This window comes from Mycolicibacterium brisbanense (genome assembly GCF_001570425.1).
GTDB classification, from domain to species: Bacteria; Actinomycetota; Actinomycetes; order Mycobacteriales; family Mycobacteriaceae; genus Mycobacterium; species Mycobacterium brisbanense.
Map to the genome: position 1 here is coordinate 49389 of NZ_BCSX01000064.1, position 26722 is coordinate 76110.

Consider the following 26722-nt stretch of genomic DNA (forward strand, 5'->3'; position numbering starts at 1 on the left):
TCACGCTCCCAGCATGGCCTGGCCGCATACCCGAATCGTATTGCCGGTCACGGCATTCGACGCGGGGTTGGCGAAGTAGGCGATCAGCTCGGCGACGTCCACGGGCTGGCCACCCTGGAACAGCGAGTTGAGCCGTCGGCCCACCTCGCGGGTCGCCAGCGGAATGGCCTCGGTCATCTTGGTCTCGATGAAGCCGGGCGCCACCGCGTTGATGGTGATGCCTTTCTCGGCCAGCACCGGTGCGAGCGCATCGGTCAGCCCGATCATGCCTGCCTTGGTGGTGGCGTAATTGGTCTGGCCGCGGTTGCCGGAGATACCGGCCATCGAGGAAAGCCCGATCACCCGACCACCCTCACCGAGCGCCCCGGCCGCCACCAGGCCCTCGGTCAGGCGTTGCGGCGCAAGCAGATTCACGGCGATCACCGCGTCCCAGCGGCCCTCGTCCATGTTGGCGAGCAGCTTGTCGCGGGTGATGCCTGCGTTGTTGACCAGGACGTCGACCTTGCCGCCGTGATGCTCGGTGACGTGCGCGACGATCCTGTCGACGGCGTCGTCTGCGGTGACGTCGAGCGTCAGCGCCGTCCCGCCGACCTTCTCGGCCACCTTCTGCAGGTCCTCTGCGGCGCCCTCGACGTCGACTGCCACCACGGCAGCGCCGTCACGCGCAAACACCTCGGCGATCGTCGCGCCGATACCGCGAGCCGCACCCGTCACAACGGCGACCTTGCCGTCGAGCGGCTTGTCCCAGTCGGCGGGTGCGGTCGAATCGGCGGCACCCACCCGGAACACCTGCCCGTCGACGTACGCGGACTTCGCCGAGAGGATGAAGCGCAGGGTCGATTCGAGGCCGGTGGCGCCGGGCTTGGCGTCGGCGGCCAGATACACCAAGGCGACCGTGGCGCCGCGACGCAGCTCCTTGCCGAGAGACCGGGTGAAGCCCTCCAGCGCCCGCTGGGCGATCTGTGCGTGCACGCCGCCGGCCTGCTCGGGCGTGGTGCCGACGACGACAACGCGTGCGCACGGCGCCAGGTTGCGCAGCACGGGTGTGAAGAACTTGTACAGCTCCTTGAGGCCCGCGGCGTCGGTGATATCGGTGGCGTCGAGCACGACCCCGCCGAACGAGTCGGCCCAGCGACCACCGATGTTGTTGGACACGACGTCGTAGTCCTCGGCGAGCGCGGCGCGCATCGGTTCGACCACGCGGCCACCGTCGGCGGAGCCGGCGCTCGCACCTGTGCCGCCGATCAGCAGCGACCCGGGCAGTGGTGGGTCGCCGGCGCGGTAGCGGCGCAGGGGCTCGGGCTGGGGCACGCCCAGCTGCTTGGCCAGGAAGGATCCCGGCCCGGAGTTCACAATCTGAGAGAGCAGGTCGGTAGCCATACCTACGAACTTACTCCAGAGTAAGAACAGTGGGTAATATGGCCCGGGACAACCCGACAGTGGAGGGCAAACAGATGGCCAACAACACGACCCGGCGACGCGTTGCCGTATTGGGTGGCAACAGGATTCCGTTCGCGCGGTCCGACGGCGCTTACGCGAACGCCTCCAACCAGGACATGTTCACCGCGGCTCTGGACGGGCTGATCGACCGCTTCGGCCTGGCAGGCGAGCGGCTCGGAGCGGTGATCGGCGGTGCGGTGCTCAAGCACAGCCGTGATTTCAACCTCATGCGTGAGTGCGTGCTCGGCAGCGCGCTTTCGCCGTACACCCCGGCGTTCGACGTGCAGCAAGCCTGCGGCACCGGCCTGCAGGCGACCATCGCCGCCGCCAACAGCATCGCGCTCGGTCAGTACGAATCGGCGGCTGCCGGCGGCGTGGACACCGCGTCGGATGCCCCGATCGCTTTCGGCGATGACCTGCGCCGCGTGCTGCTCGGGCTGCGTCGCGCCAAGTCCAACGTCGACCGGCTCAAGCTGGTCGGCAAGCTGCCGGCATCGGTGGGCGTCGAGATCCCGGTGAACAGCGAGCCGCGCACCGGCAAGTCGATGGGCGAGCACGCCGCGATCACCGCCAAGGAGATGGGCATCAAGCGCGTCGACCAGGACGAACTGGCCGCCGCCAGCCACCGCAACATGGCCGCCGCCTACGACCGCGGCTTCTTCGACGACCTGGTCACACCGTTCCTCGGGCTGTACCGCGACAACAATCTGCGCGCCGACTCGAGCGCGGAGAAACTCGCCAAGCTCAAGCCGGTGTTCGGGGTGAAGCTCGGCGACGCCACCATGACCGCAGGTAACTCGACACCGCTGACCGACGGCGCCTCGGTGGCGCTGCTGTCCAGCGAGGAATGGGCCCAGGCGCATGGACACGAGCCGCTGGCCTACTTCGTCGACGGCGAGATGGCGGCTGTGGACTACGTCAACGGTCCCGACGGTCTGCTGATGGCTCCGACCTACGCCGTGCCGCGCCTGCTCGCCCGCAACGGTCTGACGCTGCAGGATTTCGACTTCTACGAGATTCACGAGGCGTTCGCGTCGGTGGTGCTGGCCACCCTGACGGCGTGGGATTCCGAGGAGTACTGCAAGGGCCGCCTGGGTCTCGATGCCGCATTGGGCACCATCGACCGGTCCAAGCTCAACGTCAACGGCTCGTCGCTGGCCGCCGGGCACCCGTTCGCGGCCACCGGCGGGCGCATCGTCGCCCAACTGGCCAAACAGCTGGCCGAGAAGAAGAAGCAGACCGGCCAGCCGGTGCGCGGCCTGATCTCGATCTGCGCGGCCGGCGGACAGGGCGTTGCAGCAATCTTGGAGGCCTGAACCGTCCTGACCAGGCACGATGCTCACGGCGAAAACATTCGAAAAGTTTGTTTTCTGGGTGTGTAACGGCCCGCCCTGGGACATCGATACACGGGTAGCTCCGTGTTGCCGTCTGACCCCCCGACCCGACGGCAACACGGGGCCACCTTCAAACTTCTCTTGAATTCCGGTCGAATTTTCCTCTGGTCTGAGGGGTACTCGAGGCGTAGGCTCGACCGTACGACGGGTTCGGGAGTGACTGATCCGAAGAGTCGGTCGAAGGGGTGAAAGACCGGCGGCGCGAGACCGATTGAGACGCCCCCTAGTGTCCTCCCGAACCCGCCCTTTTTTGTCTCCGCCCGCATAGCGTTGAGACCATGCAAACCAGCATTATCGGATCCCTCAGTGACACCCGTGGCCGCTCACCGATCGACGCCACCGTAGAAAATCTGGCGCAGCTGCGCGACGAGGGTTTCCGAAGGGTGTGGATGACCCAGATGCCCTACGAGCCTGATCTTCTGACCGTGCTCGCTGTGGCGTTCCGCGAGGTGAGCGACATCGAAGTCGGCACCGGCGTGATCCCCATCCAGAACCAGCATCCGATGCTGCTGGCCCAACGTGCTCTCACACTGAACCTGATCGGCGGCGGCCGGTTCATCCTCGGCCTCGGCATGACCCATCAGGCGGTCACGGAAGGCATGTGGGGCATCCCGTGGGACAAGCCGGTCCGACGCTTGCGTGAATACCTCGACGGTCTGCAACCGCTGCTCGCCGGTGAGGCGGCCGACGCGCCAGGGGAGACGGTCACCACCCGCGGTTCACTGCAGATTCTCGGCGCGACCGCACCCGACATCTACATCGCCGCCTTGGGGCCGCAGCTGCTGAAGCTGGCCGGGCGTCGTACTGCGGGCACGGTCACCTGGATGACGGGTCCGACCACGCTCGCCCAGCATGTGTCGCCGACGCTGCGCGAGGCCGCGCAGGGCCGTCCGGTGCGCGTCGTCGCCGCGCTGCCGGTCAGCGTCACCGACGACGTCGCGGGCGCCCGCGCGCAGGCGGCCAAACAGTTCGCGATGTACGGGCACCTGCCCTCCTACCGCGCCATGCTCGACCGCGAGGGATACGCGGGCCCAGAGGATGCTGCGATCATCGGCAACGAGGCCGAGGTCGCCGAACGGATCGAGGCGCTCGCCGGCGCCGGGGTCGACGAGTACGTCGGTGTGGTGTTCGACGCGTCGCCCGAGACCAGGGCTCGCACCCGCGCGTTGCTGCGCTCGATCGACAGCTGAGGGTGTGGCCAGCCCCACCACATATTGGCTGGACTGCACCATCGCCGGATGCGACAGTGTCCGGCAACCATGGGGAACGTGACTATGACCGCGACGGCACCGGCCGTTGCCGATGACTGGCGACGAGTCCTGCGCACCCCGCTGCGAGCCTGGGCCTGGCGTGCCTACCTGTACTTCCTGCTGATCAGTCTTCTGGCGGTGGTGGGCGTGGCGTACCTGTTCGCGACGGGTTTCGCGTCTGGAGTTCTGCTGGTCACTCTGGTCGGCGTTCCGTTGCTGGCCGTCGTCGTGCTGACGGGACGCCGGTGGAACGCGTTGTACCGCGCGTTGGCCCGCATGGTCGGGGCCAACATCGACGCACCCAAGCCCTTCGCCCGGCCGGCGGGGCTGCCACAGACCGTGGCAGCGGCGCTGACCGATGCCGTCGGCTGGCGCAGCCTGGGCTTCCTCGCACTGCAGAGCATCGTGATGACCCCGGTGGGCTACCTGGTTTTGGTCGGCGTCGTGATGGCGGTGAGCCTGGTGGCTTCTCCGGTGATCTGGGCCGTCACAGGCGAAGCGGTCGTGAGTTTCGGGGAGCCCGTCGAATCGCTCGGTGTGTACCTGCTGTTGGCGCTGGGCGGGCTGATTGCACTGTATCTGCTGGGCTGGCTGATGCTCGGAATCGTGCGTGCCCATGTCTGGCTGGCCGGTGCGCTGCTGGCCGCGCCGACCCGCGAGCGCAGGGTCGCCGAACTCGAAAGGGCGCGTGCGGATGTCGTCGACGACGCGGCCGCCACCCTGCGCCGTGTCGAGCGGGATCTACACGACGGCACCCAAGCTCGACTGATCGCCGTCGCGATGACGCTGGCCCGTGCCGAGGAGCAGCTCGCCGATCAGAAGAAGACCGACCGGGCGCGCAAACTGGTATCCGACGCGCTGGCCAACACCAAGGACACGTTGACCGAGCTGCGCGAAATCGTCCGCGGAATACGGCCTCCCGCGTTGGATCTCGGCCTCGGGCCGGCCGTGCAGACCCTGGTGGCGCGCAACCCGATTCCCGTGGAATTGGTCGACGACATCGCGGTGCGCCCCTCTCTGGGGGTGGAGACCCTGGCGTATTTCTGCGTCGCCGAACTGCTGGCGAACGTATCGCGGCACTCCGGCGCCACCCAGGCCACGGTCTGGCTGCGCAGCGACGCCGAAGAGTTACGGATTGCCGTGGCGGACAATGGTTCCGGTGGAGTGCAACCCGGCAACGGGTCGGGTTTGACGGGCTTGGCCGAGCGGTTGCGCATGGTCGACGGGCGCCTGGACATCGACAGCCCGGCCGGCGGGCCCACCACCGTGACTGCCGTCGTGCCCTCGGGTGCCGAGCGATGACCCGGCTGGCCATCGCCGAGGACAACGCAATCCTGCGGGACGGGTTGACGCAACTGCTTGTCGAGCGTGGACACGACGTGGTGGCCAAGGTCGGCAATGCCGACGAGATGCGCAGCATCGCCGAGGCTTTCAGCCCCGAGGTGTTCGTGGTCGACATTCGGATGCCGCCGACGTTCACCGACGAGGGGTTGGTCGCCGCCGTCTCACTGCGCCGGTCGCACCCGCACATCGGAGTGCTGGTTTTCTCGCAGTGGGTGGAAACCCGTTATGCCGCTGAGCTTCTCGCGGGAAATCCGGCGGGCGTCGGCTATCTGCTCAAGGATCGGGTAGCCGATATTGCCGAGTTCGATGCGGCGGTACGGCGCGTCGCCGCAGGCGGCACCGCGCTCGACCCTGAGGTTGTCCGCCAACTGATGGGCAGCCGCCGCGGCGCCGACACCCTCGACCGGCTGACCGCGCGCGAACACGAAGTGCTCGCACTGATGGCCGAGGGCCATTCCAACAGCGCTCTGGCCGAGCATCTCTCGATATCCGAACGCGCAGTGGAAAAACACATCGGCAGCATCTTCACCAAACTGGACCTACCGCCGTCGGCGGCGCACCACCGCCGTGTGCTGGCGGTGGTGACCTACCTCAATTCCTGACCGCTTGCCAGTGAACGTCAGTCACTACTTGGGCGACCTCAGTATCGGTGCACGGTACCGATATTTGGCGACGAGGTACATCACCACACCCAGCGCTGACAGCACCGCGAGTGCCCCCCATTCGGCAGCGGTGAAATCTATGGCGCAGGCTATTGCTACCCACCCGAGCAGTGCCGCACCGACGAGCGGCAGCGCACCGCCGAGGAGCGCATCACCCCAGTTGGACAACACCCGGTCACGCAGGGCCCACGCAGCGGCGAGCGCGGTGAGCGCGTAGTAGCAGGCAAAAAGGAAGCCGACGGTGGCGATGAGGAGGTCGAGGGCGTGCGCGACGCTGGAGGCCAAGATGTACACCCAAGTGGCCGCGATGCCCAAGCCACCGATGAGCAGCGTGCTGGCCGCGGGCGTTTGGAATTTGCGGTGCACCTTGCCAAACACTGAAGGCAGTACCTTGTCGCGTCCCATTGCCAGCATGATGCGTGCCAGGCCTACGATGGTGGCCTGCGTTGCGGCCAAGACCGACGCCACCACCGCCAGCGCCATCGCCTTGGCCCAGTTGGTTCCGGTCAACTCCTCGGCGACGAACACTGCGGCATTGGTGGAGTGTTGCTCCATTGCCTCGGGCGGCGCGACGGTGGCAAAGGCGAAACATATCAGCGTGTACATGACACCCAAGACGATCACGGCGATGATAACCGCTTTTCCGGGGTTGGTCTCAGCGCGTTCGGTCTCCTCGCTCAGGTAGATCGAGGTATCCCACTGCGCGATCATGAAGATGACCAGCAGCATTGCAGCTAGGAAGCCGCCGGTCCCGCCCACACCCGAAGGGCTGAGCCACGCCCAGGTCGGATGAACCGAGCCGGGGCGGTCGTCGGCGAACAAGGCCCAGAATGCCAATGCCGAGAACAGCAGCAGTACAGCGTATTCGGCGATAGCCAAAGACAACTGCAGTCGTCCGGTGAGCTGTACACCGATGACGGCGAATGCGGTCAGGAACGCACCAAGCACCGTTGCGGCGATCACGGTCCCCCATTGACTGCTCGGATCGAATCCGAGCAGTGCGAGCACGGCGGGGCCGATGCTGACGAAGTTGATGATCAACGAAACAATGAAGGTCACCACGAGGATCCATCCGACCCCGAACCCCGCACGCGGACCGACCGCACGTCCCACCCACGCGTAGGGGCCGCCACAGTCCTGCTCCCACAGGTTCATCCGCTGGAACGCCACGGCGATGCAAAGCATCGCGAGCGAAGCCACGATGATCGACGGGATGAACCCGTAACTGCTGGCAACGATCAACGGCGCCAACGAGACCGCAACCACCTGACCCGGCGCCGCCCCAGCCATGCTGATGATCGTGCTTTCCCTGAGCCCGATTGCACTCTTCCGCAGAGTCGGGGCGTCCTCGGCGGGTCCGGGTGGGCGCGATGCAGCTGGGTTGTCGTGGCGCTCTTCCGGGGTGGAGGGCTGCGTGACCGACATGGACGTCTCCTTGGTCGAAGAGTCGTGATTGCTGGTTCGGAGATCAAATCGAGGATGGTGGGGTAGTCGGGCATCCTGCGGACTCTTATTGCTGCACTTGCTGTTTCCAGAACCACAAGCCGTGGCGCATGGTCCACTGCCCGTCGAGTGGTGAAAGCCCGAGGGTGGCGGGTGTGTTGTTGCCTGAACGGCGGGCACGAGCCGTCGACGAGGCAGGGCGGCAGCTCGTCGACGGAACAAGCTCTCGTGCGCGGGTGAGTAGATGCCGTTGGCGTTCGGTGAGCACCGTGCCGCTGTGGCGGGTCAGTTCAGTGACGAGCTCGACGAATCGAGCATTGAGGCGGTGGACGTCCATGCCGAACCGCGGCAAGATGTCTTCCTCGTCAGGTCCGCCGTACGGCGCCCAGTCGACCATGTAGCGAACTATGTCCCAATCGAATTCGTCGATCGGTAGCGTGCTTGCGTTTGCCATCGCCGGCTGACCGAACTGCGGCTACGGTGCCGTGGTGTTGAAGAAGACGTTCTTCACCTCGGTATACGCGTCAAGCGCGTCGGGCCCGAGTTCGCGTCCCATGCCGGACTGCTTGAACCCGCCGAACGGTGTGGCGATCCGCACGGAGGTATATGAGTTCACCGCCAGCGCCCCCGCGGCCACCCCGCGGGCAACGCGCAACGACCGCGCGGCGTTCGAGGTCCAGATCGAGCCTGCAAGACCGTAAATGGTGTCGTTGGCCCGGGTGACCGCCTCATCCTCGCTGTCAAAAGTGAGTACCGAAACAACTGGACCAAAGATCTCCTCACGGGCCGACCGGTGATCATCGTCGATCGGGTGAAGCACGGTGGGTGCAAACCAGAAGCCGGGACCGGTCGGTGCCGAACCACGGAAGAGCACCGGTGCGTCGTCGACGTAGCTCTGGACGGTCGCAGCATGTCCTGCCGAGATCAGTGGACCCATCTGCGTGTTGTCCGAAAGTGGGTCGCCGACAATGATGTTTGCGACAACTTTCTCCAGCTTTTCCAGAAACGCGTCCAGTGCCGACCGTTCGACGAAAACCCGCGAACGGGCGCAGCAGTCCTGGCCCGAGTTGCCGAAGACAGCACCCGTGAGGCCCTCGGCCGCCGCGTCGAGATCGGCGTCGGCGAATACCAGTGCCGCGGACTTGCCGCCCAGTTCCAGCGTGACGCGCTTGATGCCGTCGGCGGCCCGCCGTGCGATGTCCTTGCCGACGTCGGTCGATCCGGTGAACGCGATCTTGCCGACGCCGGGATGCTCGACCAGCTGGCTGCCGATCGTGCGTCCCGGGCCGACGACGACGTTGAACAGGTCGGAAGGCAGCCCGGCTTCGACGGCGAGCTGTGCGAGCCGCAGCGAGGTGAGCGGCGTGAGCTCAGCCGGCTTGAGCACCACGGCGTTGCCGGCCGCCAACGCCGGCGCCACCTTCCAGGCGGCGATCGTCAGCGGATAATTCCATGGTGTGATCAGGCCGACCACACCGATGGGTTCGCGGAACGTCATGTCCACGCCGCCGGCGACCGGGATGGTTTGTCCGAGAAGACGTTCCGGCGCCGCCGCGTAGTAGCGGAATGTGGCGGCCACCCCGGAGATGGCGCCTCGTGCATCGCTGATGGGCATGCCGACGTTGCGGGCTTCCAGCTGGGCCAGGGCTTCGCGGTTGTTGTCGACCGCTGCGGCGATGGCCAGCAGAACCTCCGCGCGGAATTGGGGTGGCTGCGCGGCCCACTGCCGCTGTGCAACGGTTGCGCGGGCGATCACGTCTTCCAGCTCTGCGGGAGTGATCTGCTCGAGTGACTCGATGACCTGTTCGGTCGCGGGTTCGATTACGTCGATGACGGCCATGTCAGTGGTTTCCTCCGAGTGCGTGGGCAGCGTTGTCGATGAAATCGGTAAGGGCGTGCTGCAGTTCTGCGGCCTCGGGATGCCACTGCACACCAAGCACATACCGATGGTCGGGCCATTCGATTGCTTCGGGCAGTTGGTCGGGCAGCGATCGCGCCGTGACTACGGCACCACTGCCGAGCTGATCCACGCCCTGATGGTGGTGGGAGTTCACGGTTTGGATTCCACTGCCGCACAACATCGCCGCGTGGGTTCCGCAGTCCACCTCGACTTCGTGAAAGGTCTCGTGGTTGAGCTTCCCCTGGCTCGGCCGGTGTTCGGCGTAGCCGGCGTCGAGCAAGTGTTGATGCAGTGTCCCGCCTGCGGCGACATTGAGAATCTGCATGCCCCGGCACACACCCAACACCGGAACATCGCGCCGCAGGGCTTCCCGTGCCAGCGTCAACTCGAATTCATCGCGCAGTGGTTCGGTCGCTTCGGTGCGGCCGTTGTCTGTCGCTCCGTACGATGACGGCTCGACATCGACCCCGCCGATCAACAGCAATCCGTCGATGCGGTCGACGAGGAGGCCGGGGTTTGCGACAGCGCTGGTGTCGGGTATGAGGCCGAGCGGGATCCCGCCTGCGGCATGGATTTTGCTGAGATAGGTCGCCGGAATGATCGCCGCCTGCTGGGTCCAGAAGCCCCAGTTGGCGACCTCGAATGCCGTGCAGACTCCGATCACGGGTGCGGTCATGCCGGATCAGCCGATCTCGGCCGCGAACTTCGCCTCTGCCTCGGTGAGGCAGCGGTCGACGATCTCGATGGCGCGCTCGGCTTCACTGCGGGTCAGCACGAATGGCGGCGCGAGGTGCAGAACATCCCACACCCGGGTGACCAGACCCTCTTCCTGGGTACGCAGGGCGAGTTGCTTGATGAACGGATGCGCAGTGCCCCACGCCTCGCGGGTTTCCTTGCTCTTGACGAAATCGATTGCGCACAAGAGACCTTTGCCGCCGCGGACATCGCCCACGGTGGGGTGGCTGCGCAGTTCGTTTGCCAACTCGAAGAGGTAGTTTCCCATCTCGGCCGAGCGTTCGACCAGGTTCTCCCGTTCGAGGATCTCGATGTTCTTCAGCGCGGCGGCAGCGGCCACGGCATGGCCACCGAAGGTGATCAGGTGGCCGAGCGCGTGTCCGTCGGGACGGAAGTCGTCGAAGATCGACGACCGGACCGCCACAGCCGCGACCGGTGCGTAACCACTCGAAAGGCCCTTGGCCATGGTCATGATGTCGGGAACCACGCCGTAGTGCTCGGCGGCAAACACCTTGCCGGTGCGTCCCCAGCCGGTGATGACCTCGTCCATGATGAGTAGAACGCCGTACTTGTCGCAGATTTCGCGCAGCATCTGCCAGTACACCGGGCTGGGCAGGTGAGTGCCGTTGGCGACCGAGATCGGCTCACCGATCACCGCCGCGACGTGTTCGGGGCCCTGGATCAGGATCTCCTGCTCGACGTAGCGGGCGCACATGATGTCACCGGCCTCGCCATCGAGCCCGAAATCGTTGCGATAGTGGTTGGGGTTCGGCACCTTGCTCACTCCGGCCATGAACGGTCCGAAGTACTTCTCGCTGGCGCTGCCCGTCAAACTCGCCGCGCCGAAGGTGGTGCCGTGGTACGAGCCGCGGCGGGCAATGATCTTGTAGCGCTTGCCGAATCCGCGCATCACCTGCACCTGCTTGGCGATCTTCATTGCGCTCTCGACTGCCTCGGATCCGCCCGAGCACAGGAACACCCGGTCGAGGTCGCCCGGGGTGAGTGAGGCGATTTTCTCGGCGAGCTTGATCGCCGCGGGATTGGCGGCGTTGGATGCGGCGGTGTAGGCGATCTTCCCGGCTTGTTCGGCCATGGCTTCGCCGATCTCGGTGCGGCCGTGGCCTGCCGCGACCACGAACAGCCCGGCGAGCCCATCGATGTACTCCCTGCCGTGGACGTCGATCAATGTCGAGCCGTGGCCTTCCACGAAGACTCGGAGCCCGCCTTCGATCAGTTCGTTCCATTCCAGGTCGTTGCTGTGCAGCCACAGGTGGTCCAGCGCAGTGGATTCCAGGTCATGCCGAGTCTCAAGTGATGTCATAATCTGTTCCTTTCCTTGGGGTTTCAGTCCGTTTACCAGCCGCGTTCGGCGAGTCTGTGCGGTTGGGGGATGTCGTCGACGTTGATGCCGACCATGGCCTCGCCCAGGCCGCGGGAGACCTTGGCCAGCACGTCGGGGTCGTCGTGGAACGTGGTGGCCTTGACGATCGCCGCGGCCCGCTGCGCCGGGTTGCCCGACTTGAAGATCCCGGAGCCGACGAACACACCCTCGGCGCCGAGCTGCATCATCATCGCCGCATCCGCAGGCGTGGCGATGCCACCGGCGGTGAACAACGTGACCGGCAACTTGCCCGCCTTGGCCACCTCCACCACCAACTCGTACGGGGCCTGCAACTCCTTGGCCGCCACGAACAGCTCGTCGGTGCTCATCGAGGTGAGCCGGCGGATCTCGCCACCGATCTTGCGCATATGCGTCGTGGCGTTGGAGACGTCCCCGGTGCCGGCTTCACCCTTGGACCGGATCATCGCCGCGCCCTCGGTGATCCGCCGCAGCGCCTCACCCAGATTGGTCGCCCCGCACACGAACGGCACGGTGAAGCGCCACTTGTCGATGTGGTTGGTGTAATCGGCCGGGGTGAGCACCTCGGACTCATCGATGTAGTCCACCCCCAGGGCCTGCAGGATCTGCGCCTCCACGAAATGCCCGATCCGCGCCTTGGCCATCACCGGGATGGTGACCGCGGAAATGATGCCCTCGATCATGTCGGGATCGCTCATGCGCGACACCCCACCCTGGGCCCGGATATCGGCAGGCACCCGCTCCAACGCCATCACCGCCACCGCACCGGCGGCCTCCGCGATCTTCGCCTGCTCGGGGGTGACGACGTCCATGATGACGCCGCCCTTGAGCATCTCAGCCATCCCGCGCTTCACGCGCGCGGTACCCACATCGCCCGGCGGGGAGGCTAGCGACTCACAATTGGAGTGGGACACGCTCCATTTTCTACTCTCAATGATGGTCGCCCGTCAAGATGTGGCCGTGGAAACCTCGGCAACGCGTGAACCTGTTGATATGCAAGGGAGTTTGTCCATGCGGCAGCCGCGTATGGCGCCTCGGGTATTGCCAAGTCCACGAACCTTCTGATAAAAAGGCGCTCACCTAACTCCATTTAAGGATGCTGCGATGCCGATCCACACAGTCCTTGGCCCGATTGAACCGTCCGAGTTGGGCGAGACCAGCATGCACGAGCACCTGCTGATCGACGGCCGTGTCTGGTACGAGCCAGCACGTGAACCTGTGCCGGACCCACCGGCGGTCAGTCTTGAAAGCTTGGGCTTCGTGCACTGGAACCTGGTCAGCCTCGAGGACAATCTTCTGATCGACGACGTCGATCTTGTTGTGCGCGAGCTCGATTACCTCTCCGCCGTGCCGAACGCCGGTATCGTCGACCTCACCAACGTCGGCCTCGGCCGTCGGATCGAAGACCTCGCGACAATATCCAAACGCGCAGGCGTCCACGTGATGAGCGGGTGTGGCTTCTACATCCACAACTCACATCCCGACTACGTCGGAGAGTCCACCGTGGACCAACTTGCCGAACTCCTGATCATGGAGCTTCGCGAGGGCGTGGATGGCACCGGGATCAAGGCGGCGCTCATCGGCGAGATCGGTACCAGTTCACCGGTGACCGACCGGGAAAAGAAGGTGCTCACGGCAGCCGGAATAGCCGCGGTGGAGACGCAGGCATCGGTGAGCATTCATCTTGAGCCGCGTGGCGCGGAGGCGCTGAACGTCCTGGAAATCCTGCTGGCTCAGGGTATGTCGACCGATCGGGTGATCATGGGTCACCTCGATGAACACCTCGACCGCGGGTACCACGCCGATGTTGCGCAGTCGGGAGTGGCCATGGCCTTCGACACATTCGGCTCGGATTTCTATTTCAGCGGATTGTTCAAAGATCCGACCGACCTCGAACGCATCGATCACCTCCTGCCCCTGTTGCACGAAGGTCACGCCGGGCAGATCGTGCTGGCATGTGACGTATGGACCAAAGCGAATCTCAAGAACTACGGCGGTTATGGATACGACCACCTGCATCGCCGCATCTTGCCGCTACTGCGTGACGAACACGGGGTCGACGACGACACCATCGCGCAAATGATGGTCGAAAATCCCCGCCGATTGCTTGATCGGCCTTGAGCCCGTCGATTCAGAGGAAAATCAGTTGTCCACAATGTATGCCGAGTCGGTGACCGCCGACGTCGTGAACGGCCTTCCGGCCGACGCACATTCAGTAGTTCCGTTGTTCCCGGATATCCACGGAAACCTTCGTGGCAAGCTCGTGGAGCCCAGAGTGATCAGCACGGCCGAGGCGCTCAACGAGGGAATTCCGACAACCGATCTGCTGCTGGCGGTCGATCCCCTCGATGAGCCGATCACCACGCTGGCCACCATGGGTCTCAGGGGTGGAGCAAAAGACCTGCTGCTGCGTCCCGATCTCAGCACGCTGCGTCCGATGCCGTGGTTCCCGGCCGCATATCTGCTGCTGGGTGATCTCTACGAAACCGGTGGTGCGCCGTGTGCGGTCAGTCCTCGTCAGGTTCTGCGTAACGCACTCGGTGCGCTGTCCAGCCATGGACTGCAGATGAAGGCGGCCTTCGAATTCGAGTTCCGATTGTTCCGGGAAGGGACGTGGGAGCCCGCGACTGTGGGCTTGAGTTACAGTCCGCTCACCCTGTCTCACGTTACCGAGTTCATCGGCACCCTCAGGCGATACGCCGACGACCTGCGGCTTGGTTTGTCGGTGGTGCACAGCGAGGGCGCGCCGGGGCTCATCGAGGTCAACGTCGATCCACAGGACGGTTTGGCTGCTGCCGACACTGCGGCGCTGCTGCGACTCGCTGCAACAGAGGCCGCTCGCCGACACGGCCTTTGCGCGAACTTCATGGCGAAACCTGTCGCTCACGAGGAGGGTTCGAGCGCGCATGTGCACTTCTCGATGTGGGACGAAGGCGGAGAGAACGCATTGGGTTCGGCTGCACGGAACCCGGACGACGAATTCTACCGGCGCGCAGCGTGGGGGATGCTCACTCATCTTCCGGCGCTGAGCCTCATCTACAACCCCACGATCAATTCCTACAAACGGCTTGTGCCGGGCTTTTTCGCTCCGGTCAGCGCGGCGTGCGGGCCCGACGACCGTTCCTTTGCCTTGCGCGCGTTGTTGAAGACCCCGACGTCGAGCAGATTTGAACTGCGTCGTCCCGGCGCTGACTGTAACCCTTACCTGACCTTGGCGGCCATCGCGGCGTCGGTGCATCTGGGCTTGACCGACCAATCTGTGCCGGACCGGAGTCACATCGACCGGCACGACGGTGCCCTGCCCGCCAACCTCGCGGGTGCGATCAGCGAATTCCGCAGGCGGGATGAGCGTTTGGACACTGTTCTCGGTGCAGAGTTCTGTGCACATTACCTGCAGACGCGTGAATGGGAGCTGCACGCGTGGCAGAACGCTGTCAGCGAATGGGAGCGGCAGCGCTATGCCTGACCGCTTGTCGAAGAAAACATCGGAGGTCACGCCGAAAGCCGAGCGTTATGAGCAGGAACTGAGTCGCAGCCTCGGTCTGTGGGGCAATGTCGCGTTGTGCGTCGCTGCCATCACGCCTGCGGTTGGCGTCTTCGCCATCGCTCCGATCCTGCTCAACATGGCGGGGACCGGCGCGGTCTGGGCGTTGGTGATCGCCGGCATCTTGGGGCTGTCGATGGCTGCGTGTTACGGGGAGCTGGGCAGCGCCTATCCCATAGCCGGTGGTGATTATTCCATCGTCTCGCGTACGCTCGGCAACGCGGCAGGATTCGTGTCCCTGGTCTTCACCGGACCGGTGTGTGCCTTCCTGATTCCTGCGGTGGTCGCTCTGACCATCGCCACCTACCTCAACGTCGTCATCCCGTTGGATGCTCGTTGGGTCGGCGCGGCGGTGATCGCTGTCGGTACCGTGGTCGCCATCCTCGGCGTCCGGTTGAGCGCCCGTCTGGTGGGTCTGTTGCTTGCGGTCGAACTGCTTGTCGTCGTGTTCGTCACTGCGCTTGGATTCGTCAAGACTCAGCACTCACTGGCAGAGGTGCTGACGCCTACCGTGTTCGGCCCCGACGGTGCTCAGGCTTTGGCGGTCGGTGCTCTTCTCGCGGCAGTGGCTGTTGCTGCCTTTACATACAACGGTTTTCAAGGCGCTCTGTTGTTCTCCGAGGAAACATCGGGTGGCGGCCGCAATATTGCTCGCTCCGTGTTCATCTCGTTGGCCGTCGCAGTGTCTTTCGGTGTCATACCTGTCCTCGGTGGGCTCCTGGGTGCCCGGTCGCTTGCCGAATTCACCATGTCACCCACACCGTGGCAGCAGTTCCTCACCGATACCGGAGGCGCATCGTTCAATACGATTGTCAGCCTTGGGATCGCGCTTGCGGTGACGAACGGGGTCATGGCGCTGACCCCGTACTTCGCCCGCGTGATCTACAGCTCGGGCCGCGACATGATGTGGCCCGCGCCGATCAGCCGGGCTCTTGCCAAGGTGCACCCGCGATTCGAAACACCCTGGTTGGCAACGCTTGTGATCGGCGTGGCAGGCGTGATCTTGATACTCACGACGGATGTCGAAGCCATGGCGACTGTCATCGGTACGGTTATCGCCCTGGAGATGATCCTGGTAGCGCTGTCATCGATCGTCAGCAGGGTTCGTTTCCCCGGGTTGATCCGTCCATATCGGATGCCGCTGTGGCCGGCGGCGCCGGTGTCCGCGATCGCGCTGGCCATCGTGGTTCTTGTCGAGCAGTCGTACACGGATCAGCTCACAGCGCTCGTCATAGTCGTGACGTCTCTGTTGTATTACGCCTGCTATCTGCGGCCCCGCAAGGCCACCCACATGAAGATGCTCGATCCGGCCGAGTCTGATTAGGGAGTCGATCGATGATGTCGGGCGGTGTCGGCTGGGTAGCATTGTGCGATGAGCCATCGGAGGCGAGCGGGTCAGCTGAGAGCATGAGTCTGCTGATCAGTGGGATATCGAGCGGGGCGGTTTCCCTGCCCCCGTCCCATGTGGACGTAAATCGGTACGTGGCCGACCTCGTTCGCAGGGAGATCCGCCTTGGCCTGCTACCGCCCGGCTCGGCGCTGCCCTCCGAGCGTGACTTTGCCGAGATGCTCGGTGTGGGCCGAACTCCTGTTCAACTGGCTTTCCGCCAGCTGCACTCAGAAGGGCTCATCGAGCGCCGTCGTGGCCGCAACGGCGGCGCGTTCGTTCGCGGTGCGGGCGAAGACGAATCGCGGTTTCACGACGTGATCATGGAAGCCATCGAGAACCGCGACGAGATACGGCTGGCGATGGAGTACCGCTGCCTCGTGGAGCCCGCAGTGTCACGGCTGGCAAGTGAAAGACGCACCGCGACAGAGCTCAACGAGTTGGAGGCCGCGCATGCGTTGCTGAAGGAGGCGTCTGACGATGCGTCCTTCATGAGAAGTGACGCCGTCTTTCACCTCACCCTGGCTCACATCACCGCGAACCCGTTCTTGATTCGCGGCATCGAAGAGTCCCGACAGTGTTGCCATCCCGCGCTGGCCCTCCTGCCCGAAGGCGGCACATTCCACGAGGCCACCATCGTGGAGCATCAGGAGGTTTTGGAGGCAGTGCATGCGCGGAAACCCGATGAAGCCGAGCGCGCGATGAGCGCCCATGTTCAACGCAGCATGTGGAGCGTGCAGAAGTTGCTCGCGACGCTCAAGGATCGGCACGCCGAGTCTTCGGTGGGCTGATGACTGCTCTCGGTGTTACTCGCCGGAGTAACCGGCGAAGTAATCGATGAGCATTCTCCTGGCCTCCGCGATGGTGGCCGGATCGCCTTCGGCGTGGTCGGTGAACGCCAGCTGGAACAGACGTTCCACGGCGTGCATGGCAACTCTGCACTGCAACTCGGTCAGTGAGTCGAACAGTGGTGTGTGCCTTCGGAACTCGGCCAGCACAATGGCGGCGAAATCGTTTATCGCCAGGTGATCCAGCTGTCTCACGCGGTGGGTCAAGTTTTGGCGGACCCACAGCTCTCGGATCAATGGAATGCGGTGCTCGGCGGTGTAGAAGTCGATGACGGCATCGACGATCTCGATCCATCGGTTGCCGGGCCGGCTGCGAAGTGCTTTCTCGAAGGCGGCAGCCGACTGTTGGATGCGCTGGTATGAGAGTTCGTCGAGCACCCGCTCCGGCGTCTCGAAGAATGCGTAGAACGAACCGCGGCTGATGCCCGACCGGTCCAGCAGCAGGGTGGGGGATCCGACGACGGCTTCATAGCCGACCTCTTCGACCAGTTCGGCCGCCGTGTCGAGAATCCGCTGGATCATCGCCCTGGACCGTTCCTGAAGCGGCCGCTTTCGTAGTCCGCCGGCAAGTTCGTGGTGCCAGGCGGTGCTGACCGCCGGACTCACGGACTGTGTCACGTGTTCCCCCGTTCTTGGCTTTCGCGCGCCGGAGTGGCGCTTGTAACGCGAGTGTAACTGGGTCGCGATCTCAGTCGTGTTACCGGTGAGTGGGCAGGGTGTCGCTACTGGAAACTACTGGTGCCCAATTGCCTCAAAAGCGGCCGCACATCTATGGACATGTGGAGGCGACGGGCCTATATTCGACAGATACGCGACTCTAGTCGCGTCTCTAGTCTAAAACTTGGATCGGCTTTCTTCTGCCGCTCTCCCTGAGGTGAATCAAATGTATGACGCCACCCTTGCTGCCGCCCCCGCGGCAAACCTGATCCGTCCGACAATCGCGGTCGTCGGCAGCGGGCCTTCGGGCTGCTACGTCGCTCAGTTCCTGGCCAAACAGTGGCCCGATGCCGAGATTGCCATCTTTGAATCGCTGCCGGCCCCGTACGGCCTCATCCGCTACGGCGTCGCCGCCGACCATCAGGGCGCGAAAGGGGTGGCGCGGCAGTTCGATCGGATGTTCACCAAGGGCGGGGTGCGGTTCGTCGGCAACGTGTCGGTCGGGCGCGATATCGAATTCGATCAGTTGGCGAGCAACTTCGACATCGTTGTCCTTGCTACCGGCCTGCCGGAGGACCGGAAGTTGGACATCCCCCAGGAGTCGGCGACCCGTGTGATCGGTGCGGGAGCTCTTATACGGGCGCTCAACGGTTTTCCGGCCCGGACGCTACTCCGACACCAGGCCGGTGCGCACGTGCCACTGGGCCGCCGCTTGGCGGTCGTCGGGATGGGAAACGTAGCCGTCGACGTGGTGCGGTTGCTGTCGAAAAATCATGACGGCTTCGTCGGATCCGACATCGACGACGAGATGCTGAGGGAACTGCGTCCGGAGCCGCCCGAGTCCATCGACGTCATCAGCCGATCGGCGGTGACCGAGGCCAAATGCGACCTCGCGATGCTGCGCGAGGTTGTGTCGTTGAGCCACGTCGAGATCGTGGTAACCGGGCTTCGCGACAACGACGGCGGACCGATCGCAGATCTGTTGCGCCCGTACACGTATGCAACATCTGCAACGGCGCCGGATCTCGGCGCCCAGCATACGCGATTGCGACTGCACTTCGGCGTCGCGCCTGAACGTATCGAGAACAGCCACGGCTGCACGCTCCTACGAGCCCGGAGGCAGTACGGTGACCGCCAACCGGTGACCTTCGCCGCCGACACGGTGATCACCGCAGTCGGATTCACCGGGGGACCATCAGACGACCGGTCCTGTCCGTCGTCGGCCTGGTCTGGTCCGCATGTCTACCGCGTCGGCTGGCTGCGTCGCGGACCGAAAGGGACGATCCCGGAGAACCGCAAGGATGCGCAGCAGGTTGTCGACGCCATCGTCAACGACGTGTCCTCCGGGCGAATCGCCCTGGGCAGACCGGGTTTCGATGCCGTTGCTCCGCGGCTCGACGGTCAGGTGGTCAACTTCGCCGGCTGGCAACGCATCGAAATGCACGAGCGGCAGGCGGCCCACACAGACCGCTGCCGCCGCAAGATCATCGACATCGACACCATGCTCTCCATCGCGACTTCCGGCGAGAAGTCGGCCACCACAACGTAAATCGAGTCAATTCTCAGACATTCAGCAGAAAGGCTGGCAAGTGGACACAGTGACGATCCTCTATGGTACGGAATCGGGCAACTCCGAAATGGTCGCCGATGACGTCTGTACCGCCCTGGAGCGCACCGGCATCAAGAGCGAGGTCTTCGACATGGAGACCTACGATGTCGCCGATCTCGGTGCGCAGAAGCTGGTCATCGTCGTCTCCTCGACATACGGCGAGGGCGATCTGCCTCAAACGGCGTTGCCCTTCTTCGATGCGCTCAACGAGCTTCGACCTGACCTCTCGTCGATGCGGTTCGCCGCATTCGGCCTGGGCGACAGCACCTACGAGACGTATAACCGTGGTATCGCACGGTTGGTCGCTGCCTTCACAGATCTCGGTGCCACCCAGGTAGGAGAGACGGGGCACCACGACGCAGACAGCGGACTCGATGCATCTGAGGTCGCCGCCACCTGGCTGACCACAATCTTCGCTGCCGCAACCGCCTAGACCACGGAGCCCACACACTCAACGTCCACACCGACCCAAGGACCCACATGTCATCTGACGCCGCCGCTGCCAGCCCGCGCATCACAACTGCCCAACCCGACTCAGGCACCGAACTCTCCGGGCGTATGGGAGCCACCTCCCTCATGCTCACCGTGCTGGCGTTCTCCGCGCCGATCGCCGCCGTCGCCGGTTTCATCCCGTTCTGCATTCAATTCGGTGGTCCCGGCGCGAGTTTCATCTTCGCCGTCGCGACAGTTAGCCTGCTGCTGTTCGCCGTCGGCTATGTCACCATGACCAAACACCTGCCCAGACCGGGATCGTTCTACGCATTCATCACCGCCGGCTTGGGCAAGGTCACCGGCCTCGGCTCGGCCTTCTTGGCGGTCGTGTCCTACGTTCTCATGCTCGGCGGCTGTTTCCCCTTCATCGGCATGACTCTGACTGAACTGATCAGCAGCATGGGCGGACCCGAGACACCGTGGTGGCTGTGGACGATCATCGCCTGGACCATCGTCAGCGTCCTCTGTTACTTCCACATCGAGTTGTCGGCCAAAATCCTCAGTGTTGCCATGGTTTTGGAGGTCACCATCGTCGTGATCTTCAACGTCGCCGTACTGGTGCATGGCGGCGGACCGCAAGGATTTGCCCTCGCGCCGCTCAACCCCGCCTCCCTGTCGCAGGGCGACGTCGGCATCGGACTGCTCTTCGCCATCATGATCTTCCTCGGCTTTGAGGCCACCGCAGTATTCCGCGACGAAGTCCGAGATCCGGATACGACCATTCCGCGTGCCACCTACGGCGCGGTTGCCTTCGTCGGTGTCCTCTACACCGTGTCCTGCTACCTACTCACCACCGCCTACGGATCCAACGCAGTCCAGGCCGCCACCGACGACCCGAAGATGATGTTCCCCAGCGCCATCGGTCACCTCGCGGCCGGGTTCTTCACGCAGCTGACCTTCATGATGATCATCACCTCCGAGTTGGCGGCAGCGATCTCCGTGCACAACGTGGCATCCCGCTACTTCTACAACCTCGGCCGCGACAAAGCGCTGCCCGCCTTCTTCGCTCACGTCCACCTGCGACACCACTCGCCGGCCCGGGCCTCGGTCGCCGTGGCAATCGTGGTCGCCGCACTGTTGATCATCCTCGGCATCACCCACCCCGAGGGTGAAGGACTCGATGCGCAACTGTTCGGCCTCGCCACCGTCGGCATCCTGACCCTGATGGCACTGGTCAGCTTCGCAGTCATCGTGTGGTTCAGCCGCAAGGGGATCCCCGCCGACGCCAACGTCTTCAAGTGCTACGTCGCACCCGGCCTGGCCACCATCACGCTCGGTGGCACCGTGGTCCTCAGCGTGCTGCACTTCGACCTCGTCGTCGGCGGAGAACCCGGCCAGAACCTCGGACTGCTCATCGTGCTGGCCGCCTCGCTGGTGATCGGAGCCGGCTTGGCCCTCTACTTCCGTTCCGCCAAGCCTCGCATCTTCGCCGGGCTCGGCCGGGCCGACACCGGAGAAGCCGAGGCGCCCGACGCCGTCATTCCCACCCGCATGTGATCACGAAACATCAAGGAATCCATCATATTTGAAAGGAATTCGGCATGACAGTGACCGAGACGCGGTCAGCGAGTGACTGCCCGGCCACCCGGGACTACCTCCCGTGGAAGGACCCGGCGCTTCGCGTCGACCCGTACCCGTTCTACGCCCGGGCGCAGGCTGAGGCACCGGTCTCGCGGGATGAGGACGGCACCTTCGTGCTTACCAAGTTCGAGGATCTCATGCACTACGGCCGACTCCCGTCCGTTGTCATCGCGCCCGAATGGGAGAAAGCCGGTGCCTGGAGAGTCCTCAAGGACATGGCCCTGGGCCACGACGAGCCCGACCATACCCGGCTGCGCCGGCTGACCAGCAAATGGCTGACCCCCAAGCAGATCCGGGAATGGGTCAAGATCACGGCCTCGGTCACCGACGAGATCCTCGATCGCATCGGTGAGGACGGTCTCGTCGACGGCTCCGATCTCGCGGTCGAGGCGACCCACATCACGGTATGCCGGCTACTGCAGGTACCCGAAGACGAGATCGAATCGGTCCGGCGAGAGATGCGCAACGCCATGCCGGTCCTCAGCGCCGTACCCGATGCCAGCGACTTCGAGGCCTGTGAACGAGCGCACGAATATCTACGGGCGCGCACGGCCTTCCTGATCGAGTACAGCCGGGCGAATCCGGGGAGCGGGTTGCTCGACTATCTGCTGGATCTGCAGGACAGCGGCGAGATGACCGAGGCCGAAGTCTTTGCCACGACACTGTTCTTCTACTTCGTCGGCCACATGGACGCCAGTTACCTGATCTCGTCCGGCCTGCATCTCTTCACCCGCAGGCAGGACATCTTCGACGCGTTCCGCGCCGAACCCGATGTGCGGCAGGCCATCGTCACCGAGCTCGTCCGCTTCGATGCGCCCGAACCGGTGATCACCCGAACTACGACCGAGGACTTGGTCATCCGCGGAGTCCACGTCCCCGCGGGCAGCGTTCTGCGTTTGGTGATGGGCGCGGCCAACCGCGATCCGGATGTCTTCGACAATCCGCACGAGTTCGACTTCAGGCGGCCCCCGGAACAGTCGCGCAATCTGACGTTCAGCTTCGGTAGCCACAGCTGCCAGGGCCGGCTGCTGGCCGAAGCCGAGGTCCGGGTGGTGTGGGAACGCATCGCCGCGCGCTACTCCCGTGTCGAACTCGCCGCGCCGCCCGTCATCAAGAACACCGACGCGTCGCGGCACTACCACACCCTGCCACTTCGTCTGCACCCGTAGTGGATTCACATCAACAAGGAAGGCAATCAATGACCACGCCAAGCACTGCATCGGAGACCGCGGTAATCCTGAGTGACGCGAGCTCGGTCGAACTCGAGGACTGGGGCCCGCTGCCCGAGGCGACCGGCGCCCCGATGGCCACAGCGGGAAAGAAACTGTGGACCGGCGAGGGTATCCGAGAAGTCGGCATCTGGCAGTGCGCCCCCGGGCCGTCGCGGTGGGTGTTCGAGACCAACGAGACCATCACCATGCTCGCCGGCAGGATGACCGTCACCGAAGACGGCGGAGACCCCTATGAGGTGAAGGCCGGGGACAACGCGGTGTTCGCCAAGGGCTGGACCGGTACGTGGGACATCCATGACACGGTTTTGAAGGTGTACACGGTCTTCTGACCGACCGGGAGCGGACACAGGCTCGCACAAAGCACAGCTGTTGCGTGCGAGTCTGTGTGCGCTTGCCCAGTGAACGTCAGCGGTCTCGCCGGCGCCACCACCAGACGAGCCCGATCGCCGCGAAAACCGCGACCACGGCAGCCGCCGGCACTGCGGGTGTGGATTTGGCGGCTTCGGTCGCCGCGTGCGCGCGTTCGACGACGGCCTCCTTGGTTTCGGCCGCCTTGTCCTGAGCGCGGCCCTTGACATCCAATTTGTCGGACATGGCCGCGACTGTGTCGCTGAGCTCGCTGCGCGTTTTGGCGATGTCGGATTGCAGTTCATCGATTCCGGCGTCTGGACCCGGTTCCTGGGGCAGTCGATCAGCGTGTGCCATGCCGCGCCTCCTTGATGTCGTCGAAGTCGTGCTTGATGCTGTCGGCCGATGTGGCTGCCGGCGGCGGCACCTGTTGGACTTGTCTGCGGCTGATCAACGCCGCCACGCCGGCGGCAATGAACAGCACGGCGGCGACGATGATCGCGGCAGCCCACACAGGCAACACCAGCGCGATCGCTGCGACCACAGCGGCGATTGCCGTCATGAGACCGAGCACCGCAAGCAAGCCCGCGGCGCTGATCAGTCCGGCGCCGATTCCGGCGTGCCGTGCGGACTCCTGGAATTCGCGCTGGGCCAGCCGTATTTCGTCGCGCACAAGCCGCGTCGTCTGCTCCTGTAACTGGCCGACAAGCTGAGGTATGGACGCTTCGCTGACGGGTTTCTGTTGGGTGGTCATTCGCTGGACCCTTCTGCAGGCGTTCTACTACTCCACAGCAGTGCCCGACAGCGCGCCGCCCGAAACGTGTGTTTGCGTCCGTTCTGGGTATTCACGGGGTCAGCCCCCAATGGAGGAGGATCCGTGAGCCGTATGTCGAAGGTGCTGTACCTGCCGCTGTCGATCGCGACGAGTGTGGCGGGTGGCCTGCTGGCGAGCGCGTTGTTCAGCCAGGTGTGGAAGCGTATCGACGAACCCAACCGAGAACCGCCCGACCCCAAGGATCTCGATCGCCCGGCGTCCAAGGCGCTGACGGCCGCGGCCATACAAGGCTTGGTGTTCGGTTTGGTGCGAGCCGCCGTCGACCGGGCCGGCGCCAAGGGCTATCACGCGCTGACCCACGAATCCCCGGTGTGAGGCTAACTGCGTGAGTACAACCCGTTGAGCGCCCAGATCGTCAGGTACGCCAGGCCGAAGAACGCGGCCACGGCCATCGCCACGCCGGTCGACTGGACGTAGGACAAGGGTGAGCGCACCCACTCGAACGTCGCCGCCACGACCGCGTCGGGACGGGTCACCAGATCCCATGAGTTCCACCGCTGAAACCGGCCGATCACGACGCCGACGGCACACAGACCGACCGACAGCACGGCAACCAGCCAACCCCAGATGCCGCCGAAGGTGCGTTCGATTCGCTTGTGCACCAACAGTAGTGACACGACGCCGAGCAGGATCCCGGTCCATGCGGCGAAGCCGTATTGCAATACGTGCCGCCACAATTCGTAGCCCTCGCCGAGGTGCACGAGATCGGTGACCAGGTAAGGCGCGTTGGGCAGGAATGCCAACCATCCGACTCCGAGCGGCAGTAACCACAGGCGGCGCTCCACGAGATCGAACGCCACCGCGAAGATCATCGGAATCCAGGCCAGCACCAGGTTCCACACCAGGAACTTGGTGGGGTAGGACATCGGGGCGGCGGGATCAGTGATCCCAAGAGCGAGGGTCAGCGCCGTCGTCGCCATCAGAGCGACGACCAGCAGGATGCCACGGGCTTCGGTCACCGCACCAGTTTGCCGGATTACGGGCACGAGGGCCTTGTTCGCCGGAGCGTCGCTAAAAGGTGCCGTACAGGCCCCCGTCGGCGTAGACGACTTGGCCGGTGATGTAGGTGTTCTCGCGGCTGGCGAGCCACGCAACCGGCCGAGCGATCTCATCCGGGGTGGCGGCCCGGCCCAGCGGTAGACGGCCGCTGGCGACGTAGCCGTCGGTGAACCACGGTTGTGCCAGGCGCTCGTCGGTGCACATGGCCGTGCGGACGAAGCCCGGGGCTACCGCGTTGACGAGCACACCGCGCCGCGACCATTCCGTGGCCATGGTGCGGGTTGCGTTGTCGAGACCGGCCTTTGATGCGTCATAGGGCAGGCAGCCGATTGCGCCGGCGCGGCCGTGGATTGACGTGATGTTCACGATGCGGCCGTATCCACGCTCAAGCATATGGCGCCCCACGGCAATTGAGAGCTCGATGGGGGCGACGAGGTTGACGGCGAGAACCCGCTCGATTTCGGGACGTCTGAGGTCCTCTGCGGGGGTATCGACGCTCACGCCTGCGCAGTTGACGAGCACGTCGGGCGCCTTGCCGCACACTGCCTCGGCATCGGCCACGAGCTTGTCCATGTGTGCAGTGACCAGGTCTGCGGTGATCAGATGGTCTTCGATCCCGGACGCAGTGCCGGCGCTGTCAACGCCGACCACCGTCATTCCGCGGCTTTTGAGTTCCGTGACGATGGCAGAACCGATTCCACCGGATGCTCCTGTGACAAGGGCGACATCGGGCACTGGGTTATAATAATCACTGCAGACCATACACTCATAATATCTGTTGGCTGGCATGAGGCCGGTCCGGAGGGGCGAATGTCGATTTCCTGGGACGATGAAGCCATAGAGCAGGAACGGCTGCACGAGCGTGTGGCGCGCAGGATGGCCCGCGACATCGTGTCCGGCCGACTGCAAGAGGGCGACATCGTGCCTCCTGCAGAGCTGATCGCGCAAAAGTTCGCAGTGTCACGTACGGTCGGCCGTGAAGTACTGCAGGCGTTGTCCGCCGCCGGGCTGATTGACGTCAAACACGGACGCAAATCGACGGTCGCGCCCGCCAAAGAATGGCGCTTTCTGGAAGACCTTGTACAGCAGGCGATCTCACGCGAGCAACTGGCAGGCTCGTTGGCTGCGGATCTTTACGAGGTCCGCCGTTTGGTCGAGATCGCGGCCACCGAGATGTGCGCTACGCGCGCAAGCGACGAGCAGCTCGACCACATCCTGAGTCTCGCGCAGCGCATGCATGACGAGGCCGAAGACGACGAGGACGAGCCGCTGGACCTACGCCGCAGGGTCACTGAGGATCTGGAGTTCCACGGCGCCATCGCTGAAGGTTCCGGAAACTTGGTCTTGGCCCGGCTTGTCGCCGACGTCCGACGCGAACTGGTTCCCACCTGGGCTGTGGACCAACTGGACCTGAGTGAAGTTCGCGACGTACACGACGCGCACCTGACCATCGCGAAGGCGTTACGAGATAGGGACGTGGCGGCGGCGCGCAGTGAGATGGCGCGGCATTTGGATTGGTCGATCGGGACGACGCTTCGTCGCGCACTGAGCGAGGAGCAACTCGAAACGGTCGACGACCGGTGGCGGCCGGATTGGCGGACGACGAAAAAGCCCCGGCAACGCTAGATCTGAGAGACCTTGTTGCCGGGGCCGGTGAAGTGC

27 protein-coding genes are annotated in these 26722 nt (G+C 64.4%); 15 read left to right on the top strand and 12 right to left on the bottom strand.

Annotation, left to right across the window (positions count from 1 at the left end; translation table 11 throughout):
- Positions 1 to 1380 carry a 3-oxoacyl-ACP reductase gene (locus RMCB_RS34480; RefSeq protein WP_062832337.1) on the bottom strand — a complete coding sequence of 460 codons (1380 nt, stop codon included), beginning with the start codon at positions 1378 to 1380 and terminating at the stop codon, positions 1 to 3.
- Between the two features lie 38 nt (positions 1381 to 1418).
- On the opposite strand from RMCB_RS34480, the gene RMCB_RS34485 reads away from it, so the two are divergent.
- The 4 genes from RMCB_RS34485 (at position 1419) to RMCB_RS34500 (ending at position 6030) form a co-directional block, all read left to right on the top strand.
- Positions 1419 to 2756, top strand: a complete 1338-nt coding sequence (locus RMCB_RS34485; protein ID WP_407662177.1) for an acetyl-CoA C-acetyltransferase — start codon at positions 1419 to 1421, stop codon at positions 2754 to 2756.
- A gap of 356 nt (positions 2757 to 3112) precedes the next feature.
- Complete coding sequence (locus RMCB_RS34490) at positions 3113 to 4024, top strand: TIGR03564 family F420-dependent LLM class oxidoreductase (RefSeq protein WP_062832338.1); 912 nt, start codon at positions 3113 to 3115, stop codon at positions 4022 to 4024.
- Between the two features lie 84 nt (positions 4025 to 4108).
- Positions 4109 to 5386, top strand: coding sequence for a sensor histidine kinase (locus tag RMCB_RS34495; protein ID WP_062832339.1), 1278 nt, complete (start codon positions 4109 to 4111; stop codon positions 5384 to 5386).
- The gene (locus tag RMCB_RS34500) at positions 5383 to 6030 is read left to right on the top strand and encodes a LuxR C-terminal-related transcriptional regulator (protein WP_062832340.1); all 648 of its coding nucleotides are present in this window, start codon (positions 5383 to 5385) and stop codon (positions 6028 to 6030) included. Before RMCB_RS34495 ends, RMCB_RS34500 begins: the two co-directional genes overlap by 4 nt.
- A gap of 24 nt (positions 6031 to 6054) precedes the next feature.
- On the opposite strand, the gene RMCB_RS34505 is transcribed toward RMCB_RS34500, so the two are convergent.
- From RMCB_RS34505 to pdxS, 6 genes are all read right to left on the bottom strand, one after another.
- Positions 6055 to 7515 carry an APC family permease gene (locus RMCB_RS34505; protein WP_062832341.1) on the bottom strand — a complete coding sequence of 487 codons (1461 nt, stop codon included), beginning with the start codon at positions 7513 to 7515 and terminating at the stop codon, positions 6055 to 6057.
- An 85-nt stretch (positions 7516 to 7600) separates the two neighbouring features.
- Positions 7601 to 7987, bottom strand: coding sequence for a hypothetical protein (locus RMCB_RS34510; RefSeq protein ID WP_062832342.1), 387 nt, complete (start codon positions 7985 to 7987; stop codon positions 7601 to 7603).
- A gap of 21 nt (positions 7988 to 8008) precedes the next feature.
- The gene (locus RMCB_RS34515) at positions 8009 to 9373 is read right to left on the bottom strand and encodes an aldehyde dehydrogenase family protein (RefSeq protein ID WP_062832343.1); all 1365 of its coding nucleotides are present in this window, start codon (positions 9371 to 9373) and stop codon (positions 8009 to 8011) included.
- Between the two features lies 1 nt (position 9374).
- Complete coding sequence (locus tag RMCB_RS34520) at positions 9375 to 10109, bottom strand: gamma-glutamyl-gamma-aminobutyrate hydrolase family protein (protein ID WP_062832344.1); 735 nt, start codon at positions 10107 to 10109, stop codon at positions 9375 to 9377.
- A gap of 6 nt (positions 10110 to 10115) precedes the next feature.
- A complete protein-coding gene (locus RMCB_RS34525) occupies positions 10116 to 11489 on the bottom strand; it encodes an aminotransferase family protein (RefSeq protein ID WP_062832345.1) in 1374 nt (457 codons plus the stop codon).
- Positions 11490 to 11521: 32 nt separating this feature from the next.
- Positions 11522 to 12442, bottom strand: coding sequence for a pyridoxal 5'-phosphate synthase lyase subunit PdxS (pdxS, locus tag RMCB_RS34530; protein WP_072278601.1), 921 nt, complete (start codon positions 12440 to 12442; stop codon positions 11522 to 11524).
- A gap of 190 nt (positions 12443 to 12632) precedes the next feature.
- On the opposite strand from pdxS, the gene RMCB_RS34535 reads away from it, so the two are divergent.
- The 4 genes from RMCB_RS34535 to RMCB_RS34550 all read left to right on the top strand — a co-directional run bounded on the left by RMCB_RS34535 (position 12633) and on the right by RMCB_RS34550 (position 17250).
- Positions 12633 to 13649 (top strand): phosphotriesterase family protein, encoded by a 1017-nt coding sequence (locus RMCB_RS34535; protein ID WP_072278602.1) that lies wholly within the window; start codon positions 12633 to 12635, stop codon positions 13647 to 13649.
- 34 nt (positions 13650 to 13683) lie between these two features.
- A complete protein-coding gene (locus RMCB_RS34540; RefSeq protein WP_062832348.1) occupies positions 13684 to 14994 on the top strand; it encodes a glutamine synthetase family protein in 1311 nt (436 codons plus the stop codon).
- Entirely contained in the window at positions 14987 to 16396 is a 1410-nt protein-coding gene (locus RMCB_RS34545) for an APC family permease (protein WP_062832349.1), read from the top strand. The genes RMCB_RS34540 and RMCB_RS34545 overlap by 8 nt, the downstream gene beginning before the upstream one ends.
- A gap of 83 nt (positions 16397 to 16479) precedes the next feature.
- Positions 16480 to 17250 carry a FadR/GntR family transcriptional regulator gene (locus RMCB_RS34550; RefSeq protein ID WP_165606369.1) on the top strand — a complete coding sequence of 257 codons (771 nt, stop codon included), beginning with the start codon at positions 16480 to 16482 and terminating at the stop codon, positions 17248 to 17250.
- Between the two features lie 15 nt (positions 17251 to 17265).
- Here RMCB_RS34550 and RMCB_RS34555 read toward each other — a convergent pair whose 3' ends face one another.
- On the bottom strand, positions 17266 to 17925 hold the full coding sequence (locus tag RMCB_RS34555; protein WP_234792358.1) for a TetR/AcrR family transcriptional regulator: 660 nt from the start codon (positions 17923 to 17925) through the stop codon (positions 17266 to 17268).
- Between the two features lie 265 nt (positions 17926 to 18190).
- Here RMCB_RS34555 and RMCB_RS34560 point away from each other — a divergent pair, with 265 nt between their 5' ends.
- From RMCB_RS34560 to RMCB_RS34580, 5 genes are read left to right on the top strand one after another with little or no spacing between them, the layout of a single operon-like run.
- Positions 18191 to 19513 carry an FAD-dependent oxidoreductase gene (locus RMCB_RS34560; RefSeq protein WP_062832351.1) on the top strand — a complete coding sequence of 441 codons (1323 nt, stop codon included), beginning with the start codon at positions 18191 to 18193 and terminating at the stop codon, positions 19511 to 19513.
- A 40-nt stretch (positions 19514 to 19553) separates the two neighbouring features.
- A complete protein-coding gene (locus tag RMCB_RS34565; RefSeq protein WP_072278603.1) occupies positions 19554 to 20006 on the top strand; it encodes a flavodoxin domain-containing protein in 453 nt (150 codons plus the stop codon).
- Positions 20007 to 20053: 47 nt separating this feature from the next.
- A complete protein-coding gene (locus RMCB_RS34570) occupies positions 20054 to 21562 on the top strand; it encodes an APC family permease (RefSeq protein ID WP_062832352.1) in 1509 nt (502 codons plus the stop codon).
- A gap of 44 nt (positions 21563 to 21606) precedes the next feature.
- On the top strand, positions 21607 to 22815 hold the full coding sequence (locus RMCB_RS34575; RefSeq protein ID WP_062832353.1) for a cytochrome P450: 1209 nt from the start codon (positions 21607 to 21609) through the stop codon (positions 22813 to 22815).
- Between the two features lie 29 nt (positions 22816 to 22844).
- Entirely contained in the window at positions 22845 to 23207 is a 363-nt protein-coding gene (locus tag RMCB_RS34580) for a cupin domain-containing protein (protein WP_062832354.1), read from the top strand.
- Between the two features lie 76 nt (positions 23208 to 23283).
- Here the strand turns inward: RMCB_RS34580 and RMCB_RS34585 are convergent, their stop codons facing one another.
- Together RMCB_RS34585 and RMCB_RS34590 are read right to left on the bottom strand one after the other, a co-directional pair.
- Positions 23284 to 23583: a DUF3618 domain-containing protein gene (locus tag RMCB_RS34585; protein WP_062832355.1), complete on the bottom strand. Its 300-nt coding sequence runs from the start codon at positions 23581 to 23583 to the stop codon at positions 23284 to 23286.
- Positions 23570 to 23980 carry a phage holin family protein gene (locus RMCB_RS34590; RefSeq protein WP_062832356.1) on the bottom strand — a complete coding sequence of 137 codons (411 nt, stop codon included), beginning with the start codon at positions 23978 to 23980 and terminating at the stop codon, positions 23570 to 23572. The genes RMCB_RS34585 and RMCB_RS34590 overlap by 14 nt, the downstream gene beginning before the upstream one ends.
- A gap of 123 nt (positions 23981 to 24103) precedes the next feature.
- Here RMCB_RS34590 and RMCB_RS34595 point away from each other — a divergent pair, with 123 nt between their 5' ends.
- Positions 24104 to 24376 carry a DUF4235 domain-containing protein gene (locus tag RMCB_RS34595; RefSeq protein WP_062832357.1) on the top strand — a complete coding sequence of 91 codons (273 nt, stop codon included), beginning with the start codon at positions 24104 to 24106 and terminating at the stop codon, positions 24374 to 24376.
- A gap of 2 nt (positions 24377 to 24378) precedes the next feature.
- Here the strand turns inward: RMCB_RS34595 and RMCB_RS34600 are convergent, their stop codons facing one another.
- Both RMCB_RS34600 and RMCB_RS34605 read right to left on the bottom strand, forming a co-directional pair.
- Complete coding sequence (locus RMCB_RS34600) at positions 24379 to 25020, bottom strand: DUF1361 domain-containing protein (RefSeq protein WP_062832358.1); 642 nt, start codon at positions 25018 to 25020, stop codon at positions 24379 to 24381.
- Positions 25021 to 25072: 52 nt separating this feature from the next.
- Positions 25073 to 25756: an SDR family NAD(P)-dependent oxidoreductase gene (locus RMCB_RS34605; RefSeq protein ID WP_234792368.1), complete on the bottom strand. Its 684-nt coding sequence runs from the start codon at positions 25754 to 25756 to the stop codon at positions 25073 to 25075.
- Between RMCB_RS34605 and RMCB_RS34610 the strand changes: the two genes are divergently transcribed.
- Positions 25664 to 26686: a FadR/GntR family transcriptional regulator gene (locus tag RMCB_RS34610; RefSeq protein ID WP_234792359.1), complete on the top strand. Its 1023-nt coding sequence runs from the start codon at positions 25664 to 25666 to the stop codon at positions 26684 to 26686. The two genes, RMCB_RS34605 and RMCB_RS34610, sit on opposite strands and share 93 nt — an antisense overlap.
- The last annotated feature ends 36 nt before the right edge of the window (positions 26687 to 26722 follow it).